At 60.5% G+C, this 20,388-nt stretch carries 18 protein-coding genes; 14 read left to right on the plus strand and 4 right to left on the minus strand.

The genetic code is table 11. From position 1 onward, the window contains the following. The first annotated feature begins 36 nt into the window (after window positions 1-36). The 14 genes from ACMG4N_RS02400 (at window position 37) to ACMG4N_RS02465 (ending at window position 18,755) form a co-directional block, all read left to right on the plus strand. Complete coding sequence (locus tag ACMG4N_RS02400; RefSeq protein ID WP_297767468.1) at window positions 37-2,061, plus strand: methyl-accepting chemotaxis protein; 2,025 nt, start codon at window positions 37-39, stop codon at window positions 2,059-2,061. Between the two features lie 31 nt (window positions 2,062-2,092). Further along, a complete protein-coding gene (locus ACMG4N_RS02405; RefSeq protein ID WP_297767471.1) occupies window positions 2,093-2,971 on the plus strand; it encodes a CheR family methyltransferase in 879 nt (292 codons plus the stop codon). Between the two features lie 63 nt (window positions 2,972-3,034). Continuing rightward, window positions 3,035-10,117 (plus strand): Hpt domain-containing protein, encoded by a 7,083-nt coding sequence (locus ACMG4N_RS02410; RefSeq protein WP_414432821.1) that lies wholly within the window; start codon window positions 3,035-3,037, stop codon window positions 10,115-10,117. Further along, on the plus strand, window positions 10,114-11,139 hold the full coding sequence (locus ACMG4N_RS02415; protein ID WP_414432822.1) for a chemotaxis protein CheB: 1,026 nt from the start codon (window positions 10,114-10,116) through the stop codon (window positions 11,137-11,139). The genes ACMG4N_RS02410 and ACMG4N_RS02415 overlap by 4 nt, the downstream gene beginning before the upstream one ends. Window positions 11,140-11,181: 42 nt before the next feature. After that, a complete protein-coding gene (locus ACMG4N_RS02420) occupies window positions 11,182-11,637 on the plus strand; it encodes a chemotaxis protein CheW (protein WP_297767479.1) in 456 nt (151 codons plus the stop codon). Next, complete coding sequence (locus ACMG4N_RS02425; protein WP_414432823.1) at window positions 11,634-12,629, plus strand: MBL fold metallo-hydrolase; 996 nt, start codon at window positions 11,634-11,636, stop codon at window positions 12,627-12,629. Before ACMG4N_RS02420 ends, ACMG4N_RS02425 begins: the two co-directional genes overlap by 4 nt. After that, window positions 12,626-13,624: a lysophospholipid acyltransferase family protein gene (locus ACMG4N_RS02430; RefSeq protein WP_414432825.1), complete on the plus strand. Its 999-nt coding sequence runs from the start codon at window positions 12,626-12,628 to the stop codon at window positions 13,622-13,624. The genes ACMG4N_RS02425 and ACMG4N_RS02430 overlap by 4 nt, the downstream gene beginning before the upstream one ends. A 63-nt stretch (window positions 13,625-13,687) precedes the next feature. Beyond that, a complete protein-coding gene (locus ACMG4N_RS02435) occupies window positions 13,688-14,236 on the plus strand; it encodes a cytochrome b (RefSeq protein WP_414430580.1) in 549 nt (182 codons plus the stop codon). Window positions 14,237-14,307: 71 nt separating this feature from the next. Then, complete coding sequence (locus tag ACMG4N_RS02440; RefSeq protein WP_297767490.1) at window positions 14,308-14,796, plus strand: FKBP-type peptidyl-prolyl cis-trans isomerase; 489 nt, start codon at window positions 14,308-14,310, stop codon at window positions 14,794-14,796. A gap of 248 nt (window positions 14,797-15,044) precedes the next feature. Further along, on the plus strand, window positions 15,045-15,515 hold the full coding sequence (locus tag ACMG4N_RS02445; RefSeq protein ID WP_414430579.1) for an NfeD family protein: 471 nt from the start codon (window positions 15,045-15,047) through the stop codon (window positions 15,513-15,515). Window positions 15,516-15,573: 58 nt separating this feature from the next. Beyond that, window positions 15,574-16,533 (plus strand): SPFH domain-containing protein, encoded by a 960-nt coding sequence (locus tag ACMG4N_RS02450; RefSeq protein ID WP_035245793.1) that lies wholly within the window; start codon window positions 15,574-15,576, stop codon window positions 16,531-16,533. Between the two features lie 330 nt (window positions 16,534-16,863). Further along, window positions 16,864-17,412, plus strand: a complete 549-nt coding sequence (gloA, locus tag ACMG4N_RS02455; RefSeq protein ID WP_414432827.1) for a lactoylglutathione lyase — start codon at window positions 16,864-16,866, stop codon at window positions 17,410-17,412. A gap of 131 nt (window positions 17,413-17,543) precedes the next feature. Next, on the plus strand, window positions 17,544-18,029 hold the full coding sequence (locus ACMG4N_RS02460; protein ID WP_414433296.1) for a helix-turn-helix domain-containing protein: 486 nt from the start codon (window positions 17,544-17,546) through the stop codon (window positions 18,027-18,029). Between the two features lie 66 nt (window positions 18,030-18,095). Then, window positions 18,096-18,755, plus strand: a complete 660-nt coding sequence (locus tag ACMG4N_RS02465; RefSeq protein ID WP_414430577.1) for a YoaK family protein — start codon at window positions 18,096-18,098, stop codon at window positions 18,753-18,755. Window positions 18,756-18,757: 2 nt separating this feature from the next. On the opposite strand, the gene ACMG4N_RS02470 is transcribed toward ACMG4N_RS02465, so the two are convergent. Genes ACMG4N_RS02470 through ACMG4N_RS02485 form a run of 4 tightly spaced genes read right to left on the minus strand, consistent with a single transcriptional unit; the run spans window position 18,758 to window position 20,384 of the window. After that, entirely contained in the window at window positions 18,758-19,333 is a 576-nt protein-coding gene (locus ACMG4N_RS02470; protein WP_414432829.1) for a DJ-1/PfpI family protein, read from the minus strand. A 16-nt stretch (window positions 19,334-19,349) separates the two neighbouring features. After that, window positions 19,350-19,685 (minus strand): TfoX/Sxy family protein, encoded by a 336-nt coding sequence (locus ACMG4N_RS02475; RefSeq protein WP_414432830.1) that lies wholly within the window; start codon window positions 19,683-19,685, stop codon window positions 19,350-19,352. After that, the gene (locus ACMG4N_RS02480) at window positions 19,685-20,110 is read right to left on the minus strand and encodes an MAPEG family protein (protein WP_414432831.1); all 426 of its coding nucleotides are present in this window, start codon (window positions 20,108-20,110) and stop codon (window positions 19,685-19,687) included. Before ACMG4N_RS02480 ends, ACMG4N_RS02475 begins: the two co-directional genes overlap by 1 nt. Window positions 20,111-20,144: 34 nt before the next feature. Next, window positions 20,145-20,384, minus strand: a complete 240-nt coding sequence (locus ACMG4N_RS02485) for a hypothetical protein (protein WP_414432832.1) — start codon at window positions 20,382-20,384, stop codon at window positions 20,145-20,147. Between the last annotated feature and the right edge of the window lie 4 nt (window positions 20,385-20,388).

Raw genomic sequence — 20,388 nt, forward strand, 5'->3', positions numbered from 1 at the left:
CATAAGAAGAGCGAACGCCAGGCCAGGAGCCAGACTATGAAGTTCAATTCGGGAGCAATCTTTGACAAATTGCGGGGGGGCGCGGAAGGCAGCACGCTGAATATCGCGCTGTACATCGGCCTTGCCGTCTTTATCGTCCTGGCGGTGGTGAACTTCCTGCTCTCCGCGACCACGGCGAACCAGGCCCAGGAGAATATTACCCTGGCCTCTGAGATGCGGGTTATCTCCCAGCAGATCGCCAAAAACTCCCTGGAAGCCGCCGCCGGTAACGCCGACGCCTTCGAATTGCTGGCCAAATCCCAGCAGGGCTTTCAGTCCGCCTGGGATCAGGTAAAGGATGAACCGGTCGACAACGCCGAGGTGAAAGAACGCCTGGATAGTCTGTGGTCCGAAGTGAACAGCAATGCGGGCATCATCCTGCGCGGGGAAGACACGGTTCTGGATCTGCACGAAGTGGCAGACACCCTGGCCCAGACCATTCCTTCCCTGCAGGCTGAATATGAAGGCGTGGTGGACATTCTGGTGGCCACCGGCGCCGAGCCGGATCAGATCGCCTTTGCCCAACGCCAGTCCCTGCTGGCCGAACGGATCCTCAGCTCCATTTCCAAAGTGCTGGAAGGTGGTGACGGCGCGGTGATCGCGGCGGATGCCTTTGGTCGTGATGCCAGCCTGTTCGGCCGGGTCATGAACGGCATGATTGAAGGCGACGAAGCCATGGGCATTGACCAGGTCAACGACCCGGATGCCCTCGATTACCTGGCCGAGATTGCCGACCTGTTCGACGAATTCGTTAACCAGTCCGTGGATGAAATCCTGGAAACCGCTCCCGAACTGTTCCAGGTACGTAACGCGGCCGACACCATCTTCCGTCGTTCCCAGGATCTGCTGCAGGAATCCAGCAGCCTGAACAACCAGTTTGAAGGCTCCACCAACACCTTCTTCCCGTCAGTGACCCTGGGTGGCCTGTCTGCTGCCATCGCGGTGCTGCTGTTCTTCCTGATCATGGCCCAGCGTAACCGTCAGGCAGCAACGCTGAAGGACGAACTGGAAAGCGAAAACCAGCGTAACCAGGCGGCGATTCTGCGTCTGCTCGACGAACTGGGCGACCTGGCTGATGGTGACCTGACCGTACAGGCGACGGTAACCGAGGACTTCACCGGTGCCATCGCTGACTCCATCAACTACTCCATTGACCAGCTGCGCAGCCTGGTACAGACGATCAACAACTCGGCGGTACAAGTGGCCTCGGCCGCCCAGGAAACCCAGTCCACGGCGATGCATCTGGCCGAAGCCTCCGAGCACCAGGCCCAGGAAATTGCCGGCGCTTCCGCCGCTGTGAACGAAATGGCGGTGTCCATTGACCAGGTATCCGCCAACGCCGCCGAATCGGCAGCGGTAGCGGAACGGGCGGTAGCCATCGCCAACAAGGGCGCCGAAGTGGTACAGGCCACCATCCACGGCATGGACACCATTCGCGAACAGATCCAGGAAACCTCCAAGCGGATCAAGCGTCTGGGTGAATCCTCCCAGGAAATTGGCGACATCGTATCCCTGATTAACGACATTGCCGACCAGACCAACATCCTCGCCTTGAACGCCGCCATTCAGGCGTCCATGGCCGGTGAAGCGGGCCGCGGCTTCGCGGTGGTAGCGGATGAAGTACAGCGCCTGGCGGAACGTTCCGCCGCCGCGACCAAGCAGATTGAAACCCTGGTTAAGACCATTCAGACCGATACCAACGAAGCGGTAATCTCCATGGAAGCCACCACCGCCGAGGTGGTAAAAGGGGCCCGCCTGGCGCAGGACGCTGGTGTGGCACTGGAAGAAATTGAGAACGTATCGAAAACCCTGGCGGACCTGATCCAGAACATTTCCAACGCGGCGCGCCAGCAGGCAGCGTCTGCGGGTCACATCTCCAACACCATGAACGTGATCCAGGAAATTACCTCGCAGACCTCCGCCGGTACCACCGCCACTGCGCGGTCCATTGGTAACCTGGCCGAGATGGCGCAGGAGATGCGTAACTCTGTTGCCGGCTTCCGCCTGCCGGAGCACTCCTGATCCGGCTCGCGCCGGCTAAAGGAGTGATGCTATGGGTGCTGCAGTGACAGACCGCTGGTCCATCAAAAGCACGCCCGCCATGGATGCGGAGCAGTTCCAGCTATGGCAGGCGTTGCTGGAAGAACGCACCGGCATGACCCTGTCCAACGAGCGCAAGACCTTCCTCGAAACCAGCTTGAGCATTCGCATGCGCGAGCTGGGCATCGAGGATTACGACACCTATTACGAACACCTGATGGTGGGCTCCACCGAATCCCGGGCCATGGAATGGTCGGTACTGGTAGACCGGCTCACCGTGCAGGAAACCAGTTTCTTCCGCCACCCGAGCTCCTATGCCCTGGTGGAGGAATTCGTACAGCGCTTCAAGGCCGAGCAGCCCGACGGCGCCAGCCTGGATGTGTGGAGCGTGGGGTGCTCCACCGGCGAGGAAGCCTATTCCCTCGCCATGATGATCAATGAGCAGCTCAACGGCGGCGACCGCAAACTGTTCTACGGCATCACCGCCACCGACATCAGCCTGCCCACCCTGGCCAAGGCCCGCAAAGGCGAATACCCGGCACGCCGGGTATTGCAGGTGGACCCGCTACTGCGGGAAAAATATTTTCAGCCCAGCGGCAATGAGCAGACCCTGGCCGTAGCGCCGGTATTGCGCGAGCGCATCTGCTTTGCCCGGCTCAACGTGCTGGATCTGAGCACCGCGCCAATGAACGACATGGATCTGATTTTCTGCCAGAACATGCTGATCTACTTCCGCCGCTGGCGGAAACGCCAGATCGTCAACCGGCTGGCGGAACGGCTCGCGCCCGGTGGCATTCTGGTGCTCGGCCCCGGGGAAGTGACCGACTGGCAACATCCGGATCTGGAACGCATACATTTCGCCGATACGCTGGCCTTCCGGCGCTGTCGATAAGCGCTGTAGATAATAAAAAACCTGCCCGCAGTGACGGCAGGTTTAAGTATGACAGGAGACGTCATGAGTGACCGTCACGACTATCTGGCTCTGGACTGGGTTCGCGGGGAGATCCAGGAAACCCTGAACCAGGCGCAGCAGGCACTGGAAGCGTTCGTGGATACCCCGGACGACGCCACCCGCATGCGCTTTTGCCAGGCCCATCTGCACCAGGTGTATGGCACCCTGCAAATGGTGGAGTTCTACGGTGCTGCTCTGCTCGCCGAGGAAATGGAAAAGCTGGCCCAGGCCCTGCTGGAAGGCCGGGTAGGCAATGTGGCCGACGGCCAGGAAACCCTGATGCGGGCCATCCTGCAGCTGCCCCCCTATCTGGACCGGGTGGCCAGCAACCGCCGCGACCTGCCGGTGGTGCTGCTGCCGCTGCTCAACGACCTGCGCGCCGCCCGTGGCGAACCGCTGCTGTCGGAAACCGCCCTGTTCAAACCGGATCTGACCGATGCCACCGGCAGTGGCCAAATTCCGGCCGACCTGCTCAACGATCCACGCTTTATTCAGCTGGCCAAGAAGATCCGCCAGATGTTCCAGATCGCCCTGCTCGGCGTGCTCCGCAACGACAACATGGGGGAGAACCTGGGCTACATGGCCAAGGTCTTCACCAAACTGGAACAGATCACCGGCGACGCCCCGCGGGCCCCGCTGTGGACCATCAGCAACGCTCTGGTGGAAGGGCTGTCGGAAGACGCCATTGCCCTGGGCACCTCGGTAAAACTGATGCTCGGTCATGTTGACCGAAACCTGCGTGAACTGGTCATCGACGGCGCCGACAGCCTGAACCGGCCGGCCCCCACCGAACTGATCAAGAACCTGCTTTATTACGTGGCCAAGGCCGAGGTGGACAGCCCGCGCATTCGCGATGTCAAAGCCCGTTTCCGCCTGGACGATGCGCTGCCCTCCGATGACCTGGTCAACGCAGAACGGGCCCGCATGAGCGGCCCGGATGCCGAAGCCATGAACTCGGTGGTCAAGGCCCTGTCCGAGGAAATTACTACCGTCAAGGATGCCCTGGAAGCCTTCGTGCACAATGGCGAAAACGACGCCAGCAAACTGCAGCCGCAGACGGTCACCCTGAAACAGGTGGCCGACACCGTGGCGGTACTGGGGCTCGGGCAGCCGCGCACCCTGGTGGAAGAGCAGCTCCACGCGGTGGAAGATATTGTCGCCGGCAAACGCCCCGCCGAACGCGATACCCTGATGGATATCGCCGGCGCCCTGCTCTATGTGGAAGCCACCCTGGCGGGTATCAGCGGCGGTGACCGCCGCAGCAAGTCCTACGCCGGCGACCAGAGCGACATGCCTGGCCACGTGGGCCAGGCCATGGATGCGGTGCTGCGCGAATGCCGTGCCGGCCTGGAAGAGGCCAAGGACGGCATCGTCGAGTTCATTGCCTCGCAATGGAACCCGGAGCACCTGGAGCCGGTCCCGGAACGGCTCAATGCCGTGCGCGGCGGCCTGGAGGTCATCCAGCTCAGCAAGCCTGCCGTCATTCTGCGTCAGTGCGTGCTCTTCATTCAGGAAAAGCTGCTTGACGCCGACCAGCCGAAACCGGACTGGCGCAGCATGGATACCCTGGCCGATGCCATCACCTCGGTGGAATATTATCTGGAACGTCTCAGCGACGATCCGGAAACCACCGACGATATCCTGCAACTGGCCCGTGCCAGTGTGGACGCTCTCGGCTACCCGCTGGATCAGGGCAGTGATTTCGGCGATGACCAGTTCGACGTGGAACGCATAGAGCTGGACGCAGAGGCCCGGACCGACAGCCACACGGTCGACGAGCCCGACTCTTTGCATGCCCAGCCCGATGCCGATGACAGCACCGACGGCGACGATCTGCACGAAGATTTCTCTCTGGAAGAGGCCTTCGACGACAGCACCGATGCCCCACAGGACAACGCAGACGAAGACGATCGCACCCTCGAAATTACCGGCCTGGCCCCCACTGAACAGGAAGCACAGTCCGCTTCGCAGGAACCCGACGCCGAGCCACAACCGGTCGCCGAGAGTCCCTCTGACGATGATGACGATCTGATTGATGACGAAATCATCGAGATCTTCCAGGAAGAAATCGGCGAAGTCCTGGACGCGCTGGATCAATACTTCCCGCGCTGGGCCGCCAACACCAGCGATGAAGAATCCCTGGTGGAATTCCGCCGCGCCTTCCACACACTGAAAGGCTCCGGTCGAATGGTCGGTGCCAGCACCGTGGGCGAGCTGGGCTGGTCCGTGGAAAACATGCTCAACCGGGTCATTGACCGCAGCATTGAACCGACCGCGGTGCTGATTGCACTGGTACAGGAAGTCCGCAATCGGGTTCCCGCCCTGGTGGATGCCTTTACCCTGCGACAGCCGGATCCATTCGATGTGCAACCGCTGGCCGACGCCGCTGACACCCTGGCCGCGGGCGGCCAGATTGATCAGGTGCCGACCATCACTGGCACCGAGAGCAGCAGCGCTGACAACCACAGCGACGTTGCTGCACCGGGCGATGACACACAAAGCGACGACACGCTGGAAATCACCCTGCCCGCCGACAGCGACGCGTTCGCGGAAAGCCGCACTGACAATGACGACAGCCTGTCCGTGGAAGACCTGGCTGCCTTCAACGACGCCTCCGACGACAGCGACGCCCACCTTGCCTGGGAAGACAGCGACGATGTCGATGATGGCGTCATCGAATTCAGTCTGCCTGATGAAGAAGCTCCCGAGCCGGCCAGTGAAACCGCGTCAGCAGACAGCGAGAACGAGAGCGCCGACAACGGTATCGACAGCCTCGCTGACATCCCCGACATGAGCGACGGCGACGACGCGACAGCGGATGCCGACAGCGACGAGGGACCCGACCCGGTGCTGCTGGAGATCTTCGCCAGCGAAGCCCGTCGCAACCTGGCACTGATTGATGAGTGGCTGGACACCGTCGACCCGGATCTCTCCGAACATACCCTGGACGATAGCGTCCACCGCGCCCTGCACACCCTCAAGGGCAGTGCCCGCATGGCGGAAATCGAAGCGGTGGCGGAAGTGGCGGAACCGGCTGAAAAACTGGTCCGCGACCTGATCAGCAGCAACCGCCGGATAACCACACAGCAGGCCGGGCTGCTGCGGCAGGCTCATCGCCTGGTGCTCAACAACCTGGATCAGCTCGCTCAACCCCACCTGCCCGGCGCCGATGCCCTGATCGCCGCGCTACAGCAACACCGCGACGGGCTGGCCGAACAAAATGACGCCGGCCCGGATCCACACATCCTTTCCGTGTTCCTTTCCGAAGGCATGGACCTGATCGTGGACGCGGAGCAACTGCTGGACCAGTGGGCCCAGCATCCAGAACAGACCGAAGAGTTGGTGAAACTGCGCGACGAGCTGCAACTGCTTTCCAGCAGCGCTACCACCGCCGGTCTCAACGAAATTCACGCCCTGGCCGCGGCTCTGGCCGCCTGCTACAGCGCGGTGGAATCCGGCCGCCTGGCCTGCAGCGAGCAGATGCTGTCGCTGGCCGGCGAAGGCCAGGATGCCCTGGTCAACATGATGGACTGCCTGGCCGCCGGCCAGACCGTGCGCCCGGAACTGGGTCTGGTGGATTCCCTCCACGAACTGGCAGAAAACAGCGGTCCAGACGATGATGGCCCCGGCGGCAGTTCACCTCACTGGGACGATGCCTTCTCTGACAGCAGCACAGATTCCCCGGATGCGGATAGCGCCCCGGACACCAATAGCTGGGCCAGCAATGGTGAATATCAGGCCCACATGGATCCGGAACTGGTCAGCCTGTTCCTGGAAGAGGCCGAAGAGATTCTGGAATCCGCCAGCCATACCCTGGACCAGTGGGAACAGGGTGATGCCGGCAACGTGGATGGTCTACAGCGGGATCTTCATACCCTCAAGGGTGGCGCCCGTATGGCCGCCGTTGCACCGGTAGGCGACCTGGCCCACGAACTGGAAAATCTCTACGAAGCCTATAATGCCGGCCAGCAACAAACCGAGCCGGCCCTGTTTGTGCTGCTGCACCGTTGTCATGACCGGCTCGCCGACATGATTGACGCCCTGCGCGGCGGCAGAACCCCGGACGACGCCCCGGAACTGGTCAGCGCCATCCAGGCTTTCCTGCGCGGCGACCGCACGCCGGACACCAGTGCCTCCCTCGACAGTGAACCCCAGGCTCACGAAGCCGCTTCCGACTTTGCCGAAGACACCGGCAGCCCCGCGCCCGTTGCGGTTGAGGACGCGCCCGCCACTCCGGCGCCCCCTCAACCGGAGCGTGACCCGGAGCTGGTAGAAATCTTTCTGGAAGAAGCTGACGAGATTCTGGAATCTGCCGGCAGTAGCCTGGAGCAGTGGATCGGCGAGCAGGACAACCTGATCGAACTGCAATCCCTGCAGCGTGACCTGCACACCCTCAAGGGTGGCGCGCGCATGGCGGAAGTCAGCGAACTGGGCGATCTGGGCCACGAGCTGGAAACGCTTTATGAAGGCCTGGCGCAAAGCCGTCTGGCCATTGAACCGACCCTGTTCGATCTGTTGCATCGTTGCCACGACCAACTGGCGGAAATGGTAGAGGCACTCAAGGCCGGCCGGCCGCTGCCCCAGGGCGACACCCTGATCCAGGCGATCCACGGCTATGTGGCCGACCCGGCAGGATTCAGCCTGCCCGCTGTTGCGTCTGCTGCGCCAGCACCCGCAGAAGCTTCGCCAACGACGCCGACCAACCGGGAAGAACCGACGGCCACCAGCGAACAGCCGGACGAGGATTACAGCGACTGGGAATCGGACAGCGACCCGGAAATTCTGGAAATCTTCCTGGAAGAGTCCGATGAGCTGGCGGAAATCATCGATGCCTGCCTGACTTCCTGGAAAGACCACCCGGAAAGCACCGATTTCACCGATGACCTCAAACGCGCCCTGCATACCCTCAAGGGCGGCGCACGACTGGCCGGCCTGAAGCCGCTGGGCGACATCAGTCACGACTTCGAAACCTATCTGCTACAGCTGGAAAGGCGCCGCGAGGCGCCCACCCAGGAAGATTTCCAGCCCATGATCAACTGGTACGACCAGATTGTCCGGGGCATGGAATCAGTGGCCCGTAGCGCCCGCCGCCAGCCCGTCACCGCCCCGCAAGAGAGCGGCACGGCCATGGCACCGGCGGCCGAGAAGCCACAACCGCAACAGCCAAAACAGGATGACCGCCGCCAGCGCCAAAATCAGGCGCAACCCCAGGAAATGGTGCGGGTCGGGGCCGACGTTCTGGAAGCGCTGGTGAACCTGGCCGGGGAAACCTCCATCAACCGCGGCCGGGTAGAGCAGGGGATTTCCGAGTTCACCTTCAACGTGGAGGAAATGGGCAACACGGTACAGCGCCTCTACGAACAGCTGCGCCGTCTGGATTCGGAAACCGAAGCGCAGATCATGTCCAATTATCAGCAGGGCGTGGAACGGGGTGAAATCGACGAAGACTTCGACCCCCTGGAAATGGATCAATACTCCGAGCTGCATCAGATCACCAAGCAGCTGTCGGAATCCGCCTCGGATTTGCTGGATCTGAAGAACACCCTGCTGGACCGCACCAAGGACACGGAAACCCTGCTGCTGCAGCAATCGCGGATCAACACCGAGCTACAGGAAAAACTGATGCGCACCCGCATGGTGCCCTTCAGCCGCCTGGTACCGCGTCTGCGCCGTATCGTCCGGCAGATTTCCGGTGAAGTGGACAAACGGGTGGAATTCGATGTGCTCAACCCGGAAGGCGAACTGGACCGCTCCCTGATGGAACGGGTGGTCGCCCCGCTGGAGCACATGCTGCGTAACGCCGTGGATCACGGCATCGAAACCCGCGAAGGTCGCCAGAGCGCCGGCAAGAACGACTCCGGCCGCATCAACCTGGAACTGGGCCGCGAGGGCGGCGAGGTAGTGATTACCCTGTCCGACGATGGCAAGGGCATCGACACCGACGCCGTGCGCACGAAAGCCGTGGAACGTGGCCTGATCGCCCCGGACGCGCAACTCTCCGAGCAGGAAATCCAGCAGTTCATCTTCCACGCCGGCTTCTCCACCGCCGCCGCTGTCACCCAGATTTCCGGCCGTGGCGTGGGCATGGACGTGGTGGCCAGCGAGATCAAGCAGATGGGCGGCTCGGTGACCATCGATTCGCACAAGGGGCAGGGCACCCGTTTCATCATCCGTCTGCCGTTCACCCTGGCCATGAACCGGGCCCTGATGGTGAAGGCGGCGGAAGATACCTACGCCATCCCGCTCAACCAGATCGAAGGTATCGTGCGTATCAGCCCCTTCGAGCTGCAGCACTATTTCGAGGAAGACAACCCGGTCTACACCTATGTGGGCCAGGACTACGAACTGCAATACCTGGGCAATTTCGTCCATGGCACCCGCAGCCCGCACCTGGAAAGCCACACCACTCCCATGCCGGTACTGCTGATCCGCAGCACCGAACACACCGTGGCCATTGTGGTGGACAACCTGGTGGGCTCCCGGGAAGTAGTGGTGAAATCGGTAGGTCCGCAGCTGGCCTCGGTGGCCGGCATCAGCGGTGCCACCATCCTCGGGGATGGCTCCGTGGTGATCATTCTCGATATCCACTCGCTGATCCGTGCTGCCCACGTGCAGGTGCCGACCCTGGGTGTCGCAGACATTCCGGTACTGCCCCAGGAACCGGTGCAGGAAGACGAAGAAGCCGAGTCCAAGCGCGATACGCCGCTGGTCATGGTCACCGATGACTCGGTGACTGTGCGCAAGGTGACAACTCGCCTGCTGGAGCGCAATGGCTACGAAGTGGTCACTGCCAAGGACGGCATGGATGCCATCGCCAAGCTGGAGGATATCCGCCCGGATGTGATGCTGCTGGATATCGAGATGCCACGTATGGACGGCTTCGAAGTCGCCACCCACGTGCGCCACGACAGCCGCCTGCAAGACGTGCCGATCATCATGATTACCTCGCGCACCGGCGAAAAACACCGCGAACGGGCCTTCGATATTGGCGTGAATTGCTATATGGGCAAGCCGTTCCAGGAGAACGAACTGCTCTCCACCATTCGTGAACTGCTGGGCGAGTTGCAGGAAACGGGTAACGAATGACCGCACCGGGCCGGGTCGGCGTGATCGCCGACAGCACATTGCAGGGCCACCTGCTGTCCAGCGCAGTGAAGAGTCAGGGCTACCAGGTGGTCGTCAACACAGATCCGGAAGCCCTGGAAAAACGCTGGCTGGAAGAGGGCGCTCTGGATCTGTGGGTGGTAGACCTGTCCAGCGAGGATCGCTGGCAGGCTTTTCTGGATAACCTGCTGGAAGACGCCGCCGCCCCCATTTTGTTCTGTGATGGTCAGGCCCCGGCGCGTACCGATGCCCGTTACCCGAAATGGGAACGGCGGCTGGTGACCAAGCTGGTGGATTACATCGGCAAGCCGGCCGTAGAAGAGCGGCTGGACGTGATTCCCCAGCGCCCGCCACAGGTAAAAATCCCCACCCCGCGGGAATTCGAAACCATTCGCCCCGGCGACCGCCCCGAACGGGTCTGGGTACTGGGGGCCAGCCTGGGCGGTCCGGCAGCGGTAAAACTGTTTCTCGACTGCCTGCCGGCCAATCTGCCGGTGGCCTTTGTGCTGGCACAGCATATCGACGACAGTTTCCTGGACACCCTGTGCGGCGTGCTGGGCCGTGACAACAACATTCATTGCAGGGTGGGTGTGGACGGCAGCGCCCTGCGTCATGGTGAACTGGCCATCGCGCCGGTGGAATACGCGGTGAAATTTCGCCACGACGGTCGCATCCAGTCCACCGGCCAGCCCTGGGAAGGGCCCTATGCACCGTCCATTGATCAGGTGATACAACATGTGGGCGAGGGCTTCGGCAACGCCTGCGGCGCTATCCTGTTTTCCGGCATGGGCAATGACGGCGCCATCGCCGCCCCCCGGCTGGCGGCCAGTGGCTGCCCCGTGTGGGCACAGAGCGCCGATACCTGCGCCGTCAGCAGCCAGCCCGATTCTACCCGTGAGACGGGCTGCGTCAGTTACAGCGGCTCTCCGGAACAGCTTGCACGACAGCTGGTGGAACGGTTAAGAAGAGAATTAAAAGCAGAAGTAAAGAAGCCGGGTGCCTGACACGGGTTACTGCATACTCCGGCTTACACTTTGAGGTTTACTATGAGCAGCTTGCCATCCGACATCTCCAGCCTGCTGATCCCCATGCAGGGGCGCCCCTGGCTGATCCCCAACATCGTGGTCGCCGAAATCATCCCCCTGCGCCAACCGGATCGACCCGGTCATGGCCCTGAATGGCTGCTGGGCTGGCTGAGCTGGCGGGACCAGAATATCCCGCTGCTGTCCTTTGAGAAGCTCAACGAGTCCGGGCAGATCACCATTGGCCAGGATGCCCGCATCGCGGTACTCAATACCGTGGCTGGAAAAAGCACTTTCTATGCCGTGATCGTGCAGGGGATCCCGCGGATGATGAAAGTGGCCAAGAACGATCCGGTGGAAGAACCGGTGGACACCGGCCCGGCGGAAACCATGTACATCCAGGTGGGTGGCGACCTGGCGGTAATTCCCGATCTGGATGCCATTGAAGGCGCCGTGGCAGGACTACGGGACGGCGCATGATCGACCGGGAACGGCTGGCCGCTCTGGCAGCAGAACACCCTGCCCGCGCCGGGGTGTATCGCAATCGTTTCCCTACCCCCCGCCATGGCCTGGGTGCCTTCCTGCGCTGGCAATGGGACACCCGTGGCCAGTTTCCGCGCCATCAGCCTTTCCCGCTGCAGCAGCCGGACCCGAAGCGCCTGGCTAACCCGGGACCGCAACCGCAATTGACCTGGATCGGCCACGCCACCTTCCTGTTTCAGCACCGCGGCTGGAATATGATTACCGATCCGGTATTTTCCGAGCGCTGCTCACCACTGTCCTTTGCCGGCCCGAAACGGGCGGTACCGCCCGCCCTTACCGTCGATGACCTGCCGCCGATCAATGCCGTGCTGGTCTCCCACAACCACTACGACCATCTGGATCGAGCGTCGGTAAAACAGCTCCAGGCCCGTTTTGGTCGTGAAATACTCTGGTTCGTGCCCACGGGCGTGGCTTCCTGGCTACGTAATCTGGGCGTGGAGCGCATTATTGAACTGGGCTGGTGGCAAAGCGAATACCACGGCCAGGTGGAAGCCTTCTGCCTGCCCACCCAGCATTTCAGTGGCCGTGGCCCCGGCGACCATAACCAGACGCTGTGGTGTAGCTGGCGACTGAACTTCCCGGATTTCAGTCTCTATTTCGCCGGCGATACCGGTTATGCCCCGCTTTTTACTGAAATTGGCGACATTTTCGGCCCCGTGGACCTGGCCTTGTTACCCATCGGCGCCTATGAACCCCGCTGGTTTATGTCCCCGGTCCACATAAACCCGGCAGAAGCGGTTACAATTCACCAGGACATTGGCGCCCGCCAGTCGGTCGCCATGCACTGGGGCACCTTTGTGCTCACCGACGAGCCCATGGACGCGCCACCACGGGCTCTGGCCCAGGCGCTGCAAGAACAACAGATCGATTCCGAGACATTTCGGGTCCCGCAGCATGGCGAGACCCTGACAATTGAATTGCCATCATGAGTAAACCATATCAAGGCCGCCGCCTGTGGCTGGTGGTCCGTCTGCTTGCCTGGCTTCCACTGCCACTGGTCACCGCCTTCGGGGCGTTTTTTGCCACCCTGATCACGCTGGTGCCGCTGCGCTATGCCAGTGCCTACCGGGTGGTGCTGATCAATCTGCTGGCCACCCACCCGGCCATGAGCCTGGCGGACGCCAAACGTATCGGCCGCCAGAGCATGGCCGAACTGGGCCGCACACTCACCGAATTCAGCCATGTCTGGCATCGCCCGGTGGAACAAACCCTGGCCCGGATCACCCATATCCACGGCGAGCAAGCCTTTCTGGATGCCTGCGCCTGCGAGCGACCGGTACTCATGCTGTCCTTGCACCAGGGTAGCTGGGAAATCAGTAACCTCTACGTGGGCGACAAGGGCGACCGCGACAAGACCCTGATCATGTACCAGCCCCATCCGGCCACCCTGATGGATGCCATGGTCAAGGCAGCTCGGGAGCGCACTGGCTCGGTACTGATTCCCACCAACAGCCAGGGGGTCAAAAAGGCGCTGGCGGCCATGAAAGCCGGCGGCACCCTGGGCATTCTCTCCGACCACAATCCCGGTAACCGCAGCAACCCCTGCGTGCCCTTCTTTGGCTACGACGTGCCCACCCCGGCACTGATCGACAAGCTGGTGCAGCGCTACCGCCCCCATGTGTTCATCGTGTCCTGCATCCGGGGCCCGGGCGGCGTGAAAGACATCCATCTCCACTTCGAAGCCGCCCCGGAGATCGAACAGGCCAGCGACTGTACCGAGATTCTCACCGCCATGAATGCCGGCCTGCAACGCTACATCGACCGCAACCTGGCCCAGTACCAGTGGACCTACAAACGTTTCAAATGGGGCCCCAAAGGGCGGCGGCGCTGGTATCGCCAATCCCGCGACCTGCTGGCGCGGATCGCCCAGGGCGAAGACCGTAAAACCCTGGGCCTGCACCCGGACACTGACCAGGATCAGTGAATACCCGTTAAGCCCCGGTTAATCTTTATCCAGCATACTTCGGTTAATAAACGGGAGCGCACCATGACTACAAGACCGGCAAGCTGGCACGCATTACACAAAGGGCTTCACTGGCTGGTGGTCTTGTTGCTGGTGATGGTCTGGGGCGCCGTGGAACTCCATGAGTTCTACGAAAAAAGTGACCCCATGCGCGAATGGTGGAAAATGCTGCATTTTTCACTGGGGCTCACCACGCTGGTTATCATCCTGATCCGGCTTTATGGCCGCGCCCTTTACCCGCGCCCGACACCCATTGGCGCCGCCTGGCAGCATCAGTTATCCCGTCTTGTTCATGGACTGCTGTATGGGGTGCTTCTCGCCATGCCCCTCAGCGGCTTTGCCATGCGCCAGTTTGCCGGCAAGACCATAGAGATCTTTGGCATTGTCAGCGTGCCCCAACTGGCGGCGATCAATACCGACCTGGCCAAGCAAATCGCCTTCATTCACAAGGAGGTGCTGTGGACCACGCTGCTGACCCTGATAGCCATCCATGTGGCAGGCGCCCTGTGGCACCATTTCATCGACAGGGACGCCACCCTGAAACGCATGCTCCCCGGCAAACACAACCACTGAGATAATTGCCCGGCGGCGATGAAGGCGCCACAATTGCCCACCATCCCGATCGCCTGACAACCGGAGCCTGCATGACCATCGAAAACGACAAGGTCGTTACCCTGCATTACAGCCTGTTCAACGCCGACGACGGCAGCGAAATTGAAAACTCCCGGGAAACCGGCGAGCCCATGGCGTACCTGCACGGCTACAACAACATCATCAAGGGCCTGGAAGCCGCCCTTACCGGCAAGGCCGTCGGTGACGAGGTGGACGTGACCGTGAGCCCGGCAGACGCCTATGGCGAATACGACAACACCCTGTTCCAGCGCATCTCCCGCAAGTACCTGAAACACGCCGGCAAGCTGGCCCCTGGCAAGGTCGTCACCGTCTCCACTGACGAAGGCCCGCGCATGCTCACCGTGCTCAAGGTAGGCCTGAAAACCGTGGACGTGGACGCCAACCACCCCCTGGCTGGAAAATCCCTGCGTTTTGTAGTGGAAATTACGGATATTCGTGATGCCAGCGAAGAAGAAAAAGCGCACAAGCACGCCCACGGCGTTGGCGGGCATCAGCACTGATTCAGCTGCAAGCCGCAAGCTTCAAGCTACAACGCGGGATCAGCTTTCCCGGTTTGATACGCTTACGCCCGAGCCTTTACCGTTAATCGCGGGCAAGGCCTTGCAAAACCATGGAGCTGCAACCGCGTTGTAGCTTGAAGCTTGTGGCTTGCAGCTCTCTAACTTTCAGCCTTTTCCTACCGACTAACCTGTCACCAACGTGCTATCTTAGTTGATCAAAATAATGCACACGCTACAGGGGCACAGGAATGGATCTGCCAGAATACAGCTACTGGATTATCGCCGGGCTTGCCTTTGTGATCGCCGAATTTGCCGTCTCCGGACTGGTGGTGATCTTCTTCGGGATCGCTGCTTTGCTGGTAGGCAGCCTCAAGTTTCTCGGACTGCTGGATGACACCGCCTGGGAACTGACCCTGTTCGCTCTTACCAGCCTGTTATTGCTGGTATTTGTCCGTCGCGTGATCAACGACAAGCTGATGGGCAGTGAGCGGCCCCGCGGTGAGGGCGAGGCAGACAGTGCCGGCCTGGTCGGTGGTCGCGCCACCGTGGCAGACGCCTTCAGCAACGGCGTGGGCACCGTTTCCTACCGGGGCGCCCGCTGGCAGGCACAGTGCGCCCAACCCCTGCATCCCGGCGATATGGTTCGCATTACCCAGCACGACGGCCTCTGGCTCACCGTCGAACCCTGGACGCCAGGGCCGCAGACACCGGCTGAATGACCCCTATCGCCAACCCGTTTTCATCTCAACTCGCTAGCAATAACAAGGAACCCTATCCATGGCAGGTTTAATTATTTCCGCTCTCATCGCCCTCGGCGTTGTCATTCTGCTCTTCATGGTGATCCGCATCGTGCCGCAGCGGCAGGTGTATGTGGTGGAGCGACTGGGCAAGTACCAGACATCCCTGGAGGCGGGCCTCCACTTCCTGATGCCCTTTATCGACCGGGTTGCCTACAAGCACTCCCAGAAGGAAATCGTCCGTGACGTGCCGCGCCAGAGCTGTATCACCAAGGACAACATCGAAGTCTCCATCGACGGCGTCATGTACCTGCAGGTAATCGATCCCAAGTCCGCCAGTTACGGTGTGGACGACTACGTGATGGCCGCCCAGCAATTGGCCCAGACCACCCTGCGTTCCGTGATCGGTAAAATCGATCTGGACAAGACCTTCGAGGAACGCGGCGAAATCAATATGGAAGTGGTCAAGGCGGTGGATGAAGCCGCACAGCCCTGGGGCGTGAAGGTACTGCGCTACGAAGTGGCCGACATCAACCTGCCCGTGTCCATCAAGGACGCCATGGAGAAACAGGTTCGTGCCGAGCGTGAACGTCGCGCCGTGGTTGCCGAGTCCGAGGGTGAGCGTCAGGCCGCCATCAACCGTTCAGAGGGTGATCGCCAGGCCGCCATCAACCGCTCCGAAGGTGAGAAGCAGGAGATGATCAATATCTCCGAAGGGGAGAAGATGAAGCAGATCAACGAGGCGGAAGGTCGCGCCCGTCAGATCGAGCTGATCGCCACCGCTACCGCTGAAGGTCTGCGCCAGGTGGCCGGTGCCGTGAAAGAGGATGGCGGCGAAGAAGCCGTCAGCCTGCGCATCGCCGAGCAGTACGTATCCGCCTTCGAAAAAGTCGCCAAGGAATCCACCACTCTGCTGTTGCCCCAGGGCCTCAGCGACATCGGTGGCGCCGTGGCCGGCCTGCAGAAAGTCCTCAAGACCGTGGAAAAAACCCCGGCCTGATCCATCCATCTCCAGGAGCTTGCCAACCGCAAGCTCCGCCCTCTCTGTAGGAGCACCGCTTGAGGTGCGAACCGGAGCGACCGTTGAGGTAACGCTGCCAGGGCGCCCCCAAGACCAGGATCAAAAGCACTTCCACCACAGAGGGCACAGAGATCACTGAGGAAAAGACGGGTTTTTCTCTGTGTGCTCTGTGCCCTCTGTGGTAGATCCGTCTTTTCAGGTATTTGGGGGATCGCGCCGCCAGCGACGCACCTGCAACAAGGCTTGCATTCCTTTCGCCCCATCCCAATATCCTGAAGATCCCCAAGCCTCAAAGATTCAGGAGCCCCCATGTCCCGCCATTTCGAACAGGCCGACGGCCTCTGTGAAACCCCGGACGACGCCACTCGCGATTTCCTGTTCAACCAGACCATGCTCCGTATCAAGGACCCCACGGTCAGCCTGGATTTCTATACCCGGGTGCTGGGCATGCGCCTGGTGCGCAAACTCGATTTTCCGGCAATGAAGTTCAGCCTCTATTTCCTGGCCTATCTGGGGGAAGAGGAGGCGCGCCAGGTGCCCGAGGACGATGCCAAACGACTCACCTACACCTTTGGTCGTGAAGCCATGCTGGAGCTGACCCACAACTGGGGCAGCGAAGACGATGCGGACTTTGCCTATCACAATGGCAACGACCAACCCCAGGGGTTTGGTCATATCGGCATCACCGTTCCCGATGTTTACGCCGCCGCCGAACGGTTCGAAAAGCTGGGAGTGGATTTCGTCAAGAAACCGGATGATGGCAAGATGAAAGGTCTCGCTTTCATCAAGGATCCGGATGGATACTGGATTGAAATCCTGCAGGCTGACATGATGGAAACGCAGCAGAAGAGCGGCTGAAAGATGTCACTTTTCTGACAGGCAATTTGTTTTTTTGCTTTCCTCTCTGGCTGTCTCGTATTGTGTAAGGCTCGTGTTTTTTGTCCAAGGCCCGGCACCCTCTCCGGGCCCACCTCAGGGGATCACCTATAATGAGTCAGTCTTCTCTTCTTACCAGCGCACAGCGTACCTTTTGCCAGGCTCGATCCGACCAACCGGCCCCGAACGGCCCCCGTGCCAAGGCATTGCTGGCGTTGGACCAGGGCAATACCCAGCAACAGGCCGCTGAACAAAGTGGGCTCAGCCTCGGCCAGGTACGCTACTGTTTACGACGGTTCCGGACCGTGAGCCTGGAAATCTTCGACACCGACAGCCCGGCTCCCACTTCTTCTGCGCAGGCAGACAGCAAGACGCAAAAAGCCGACAAAGAAAAAAAGAAAAGCGGCAAAAAAGTCAAAGCACTGAAACCCGTCAAAGCCAAAAATGAAAAGTCCGAGAAAAAAACGGACAAGAAAAGCACCAAGGGCACCAGCAAAAAGCCCAAAAAGAGTGACAAGAAAGACAACAAGAAAAAGTCCGGTAAAAAGGGCGACGACAAAAAAGCCTCAAAAGGCAGTAAGAAGAAGAAAAAGAAATAGTCGAAAATCCCCCGCTGACGCGCATGTTACACTTGCCTATCACCACGGCTATGCATGGGGGCTTTCTTGCTGACGCGTCTTCCACCCTGGGTAGAAGTTGGAGCCTTTCTGCTCGCCTTTCTGGCGGGCAGTGTCAATGCGGTGGGGCTGCTGGGCTTTAGCCACCAGTCTGTCTCTCACCTGACCGGCACCTCGTCGCTACTGGGCCTGGCATTGGCGGACCTGGCTCTGGGCAATGCCCTGCACCTGCTGTTTACCCTGCTTAGCTTTCTCGCCGGTGCCGCCCTCAGCGGCATGCTGATCACCAGCACCGCCCTGAAACTGGGCCGCCATTACGGTTTCTCCCTGCTGATCGAAGCCGCGTTGCTGATCATGGCCATGCTGACACTGCAACAGGGCAGTGATCTCGGTATCTATCTGGCCTCCATGGCCTGCGGCCTGCAGAACGCCATGGTCACCACCTACAGCGGCTCCATCATTCGCACCACTCACCTGTCCGGGATTTTCACCGACCTGGGCATCATGCTCGGCAACAGGCTGCGCGGCATTCCCATCAACGGCCGCCGACTGTTGCTGTTCGTGTTGTTGATTGGTGGCTTCGTCTGTGGCGGCGTGGTCGGCACCTGGCTGTTCCGGTTGCTGCATTTCACCGCGCTGATGCTTCCTGCCATCTTGGCGGCATCACTGGCAGTGGTGTACTGGCGTTATAGCCGCCGGCATCGGTAAACCTACTCTTGCCAGGCATAGTCCATCTGCCGGGCAGTGTCTTCCGCCAGTTTCCGGCTGTGCAGCTTTTCCACCAGATGCAGACTCATGTCGATGCCCGCGGAAATGCCCGCCGACGTGAGGAGATTGCCATCTTCTACCCAGCGGACATTTTCCTGCACATCCAGCGCAGGGAAACGCTGTCGTAAATCAGCACTATCTTCCCAATGAGTTGTGACCCGTTGATCCGTCAGCAAACCGGCCTCGGCCAGCAGAAAGGCGCCAGTACAGACAGACGTGACCCAGCTGGCGGCATCACCGGCCTCGCGAATGGCTTCAAGCAGGGCCGGGTTTTCCATGCCAGCGCAATGCACACCACCGCTGACCAGCAATACATCCACAGACGGGTAGTCGGCGAGGGTGAAGTGACTTTTCACCGGGAAGCCACCTCTCGCCATCACCTCACGGTTTTCACTGATCAGGGACACCTGCCAGGGCGCACTATCACAGAGCCGGGCGGCAGTAGAGAACACTTCAAAAGGGCCGGCGAAATCCAGCACTTCGGCATCATCGTAGATCACAATCCCGATTTGCAGCATGGTCATTCCTGATGATTTATTTGGGTGGCAGGGTACGCACAAAAGCAAAGCAGTGAGATAACCAGTCCTGCAGGGCCGCATCATCGGCGACGGTATCGGCGTCGATCATCAGCATGCCCTTCATGGGCCGGCCGGTAAAATCCATCTCGCCGGCCCCAGGTTCGCCGAGCAACGCTGCATAGGCATCCGGCCCCACTCGTGCCATCAAGCGGTCACCGAGAATACCGCAGCACATGTTGCCGGCGATCATGAAACAGAGGCCACCGAACATGCGCTTTTCATCGGGCAGAGCACCACTGACAGTGAGCAGCCCTTCGCGCACCCGCAACGCCAGATCAGTATCAAAGGCCATCAGAACACGGCGCGTAACGCATTGACGGTGAGCCCGATCAGTACCAGAGACGACAGGGCAAACAACACAAAACGTAGCTCGATCTTGTTGATCAACGCCTGCAATAACGAATGCACCACGCGGATACCCACATAGGCCCAGGCCAACGTCAGGTTGATGCCATCACCCTGGCCAAGCAGTGCCAGCGACAGGGCCACGGCATAGAACACCGTAGGCTGTTCCATCAGGTGGTTATAGTTATCCGCCTTCCAGCGCACACTGGCGGGCAGGGTGTTCATCTGCTCGCCACGGGGCGCTACCGGGTCTGGCTTCATGTTGGCGGCTTTCATGGCTGGCAACCGCGTTATATACATCCAGAGCCACATGACCATGGTCCAGGCCATCAGTACCACGACCGGGGTAATAATAGGGCTTGTCACTTGCATGTCTTTTCCTCGTGCTCCACATCAATTGAAGCGCTCAGACCAGTTTTTCCAGAGCCGCCAGCAGCATGCCAACAAGAAAAGCCGCCATCAGAATGGCGGCTATTTTTCGGTTGCTCAGCGACGTGTCAGCTGCTTGCAGATGTTTGTCACAGCAGGCTGACACCCATCCCGCTGCCGCCCCGCGACTCATCTTATATTGTCGGCATAACTGTCTGATCGCTGCTTTTTTTCCGTACAGTTTCAGCGAGCTTTCCACCTCTTCCGGTAACCGCATATTA

Origin of the sequence: Alcanivorax sp. IL2 (genome assembly GCF_047495475.1) — a bacterium.
GTDB lineage: Bacteria > Pseudomonadota > Gammaproteobacteria > Pseudomonadales > Alcanivoracaceae > Alcanivorax.

Bases quoted from the DNA above. Each gene is read 5' to 3' on its own strand.
- ACMG4N_RS02450 (WP_035245793.1), top strand. From the start codon at position 15,574: ATGGCAGGTTTAATTATTTCCGCTCTCATCGCCCTCGGCGTTGTCATT.
- ACMG4N_RS02415 (WP_414432822.1), top strand. From the start codon at position 10,114: ATGACCGCACCGGGCCGGGTCGGCGTGATCGCCGACAGCACATTGCAG.
- ACMG4N_RS02440 (WP_297767490.1), top strand. From the start codon at position 14,308: ATGACCATCGAAAACGACAAGGTCGTTACCCTGCATTACAGCCTGTTC.
- ACMG4N_RS02400 (WP_297767468.1), top strand. From the start codon at position 37: ATGAAGTTCAATTCGGGAGCAATCTTTGACAAATTGCGGGGGGGCGCG.
- ACMG4N_RS02480 (WP_414432831.1), bottom strand. From the start codon at position 20,110: ATGCAAGTGACAAGCCCTATTATTACCCCGGTCGTGGTACTGATGGCC.
- gloA (WP_414432827.1), top strand. From the start codon at position 16,864: ATGTCCCGCCATTTCGAACAGGCCGACGGCCTCTGTGAAACCCCGGAC.
- ACMG4N_RS02420 (WP_297767479.1), top strand. From the start codon at position 11,182: ATGAGCAGCTTGCCATCCGACATCTCCAGCCTGCTGATCCCCATGCAG.
- ACMG4N_RS02410 (WP_414432821.1), top strand. From the start codon at position 3,035: ATGAGTGACCGTCACGACTATCTGGCTCTGGACTGGGTTCGCGGGGAG.
- ACMG4N_RS02460 (WP_414433296.1), top strand. From the start codon at position 17,544: ATGAGTCAGTCTTCTCTTCTTACCAGCGCACAGCGTACCTTTTGCCAG.
- ACMG4N_RS02470 (WP_414432829.1), bottom strand. From the start codon at position 19,333: ATGCTGCAAATCGGGATTGTGATCTACGATGATGCCGAAGTGCTGGAT.
- ACMG4N_RS02435 (WP_414430580.1), top strand. From the start codon at position 13,688: ATGACTACAAGACCGGCAAGCTGGCACGCATTACACAAAGGGCTTCAC.
- ACMG4N_RS02475 (WP_414432830.1), bottom strand. From the start codon at position 19,685: ATGGCCTTTGATACTGATCTGGCGTTGCGGGTGCGCGAAGGGCTGCTC.
- ACMG4N_RS02485 (WP_414432832.1), bottom strand. From the start codon at position 20,384: ATGCGGTTACCGGAAGAGGTGGAAAGCTCGCTGAAACTGTACGGAAAA.
- ACMG4N_RS02430 (WP_414432825.1), top strand. From the start codon at position 12,626: ATGAGTAAACCATATCAAGGCCGCCGCCTGTGGCTGGTGGTCCGTCTG.
- ACMG4N_RS02445 (WP_414430579.1), top strand. From the start codon at position 15,045: ATGGATCTGCCAGAATACAGCTACTGGATTATCGCCGGGCTTGCCTTT.
- ACMG4N_RS02405 (WP_297767471.1), top strand. From the start codon at position 2,093: ATGGGTGCTGCAGTGACAGACCGCTGGTCCATCAAAAGCACGCCCGCC.
- ACMG4N_RS02425 (WP_414432823.1), top strand. From the start codon at position 11,634: ATGATCGACCGGGAACGGCTGGCCGCTCTGGCAGCAGAACACCCTGCC.